The organism is Allokutzneria sp. NRRL B-24872, assembly GCF_002155965.1.
GTDB lineage: Bacteria > Actinomycetota > Actinomycetes > Mycobacteriales > Pseudonocardiaceae > Allokutzneria.
The window spans coordinates 500-882 of record NZ_MUMH01000327.1 but is presented as its reverse complement, the minus strand read 5'-3'; the positions used below and the strand labels follow the sequence as shown (position 1 = coordinate 882).

1 protein-coding gene is annotated in these 383 nt (G+C 71.0%); it reads right to left on the bottom strand.

The features are described from left to right. Positions 1-163: 163 nt before the first annotated feature. Positions 164-383, bottom strand: a 220-nt coding sequence (locus tag CCN37_RS40580; RefSeq protein WP_371505721.1) for a hypothetical protein, incomplete at its 5' end; no start/stop codon positions are given.

Here is a 383-nt window from a genome sequence, read left to right as displayed (position 1 = left end):
CTGCTGGCCGTAGGGCTGCTGCCCGGGGCCACCCTGGTTGTAGGGGTCGGGCTGGCCACCGTAGGGCTGCTGGGGTGGGTAGGTCATCACCGTTCCTGTTTCACTCGTCGATCACTGTCGGACATCAGCGGCCACGATCACCGGCCACCGTCGACGGCCACTGTCAACCGCCACCGCCCAGGCCACCCAGGGTGCCGAGCAGGCCGAGCCCCCTGGTCACCCCGCACATCCGCCAGCCCCCGTCCTCCGTGACGAGGTCGTAGGTCTCGGTCACCGGCCGGGAGGAGCCGCTGACCCTCAGTTCCAACGTCGCCGTAGCCGTGTCCCCGTTGGCGGTCACGGAGGTCACGGTGGCGCTCTCCGGGGTGAGCGCGACGCCGCCG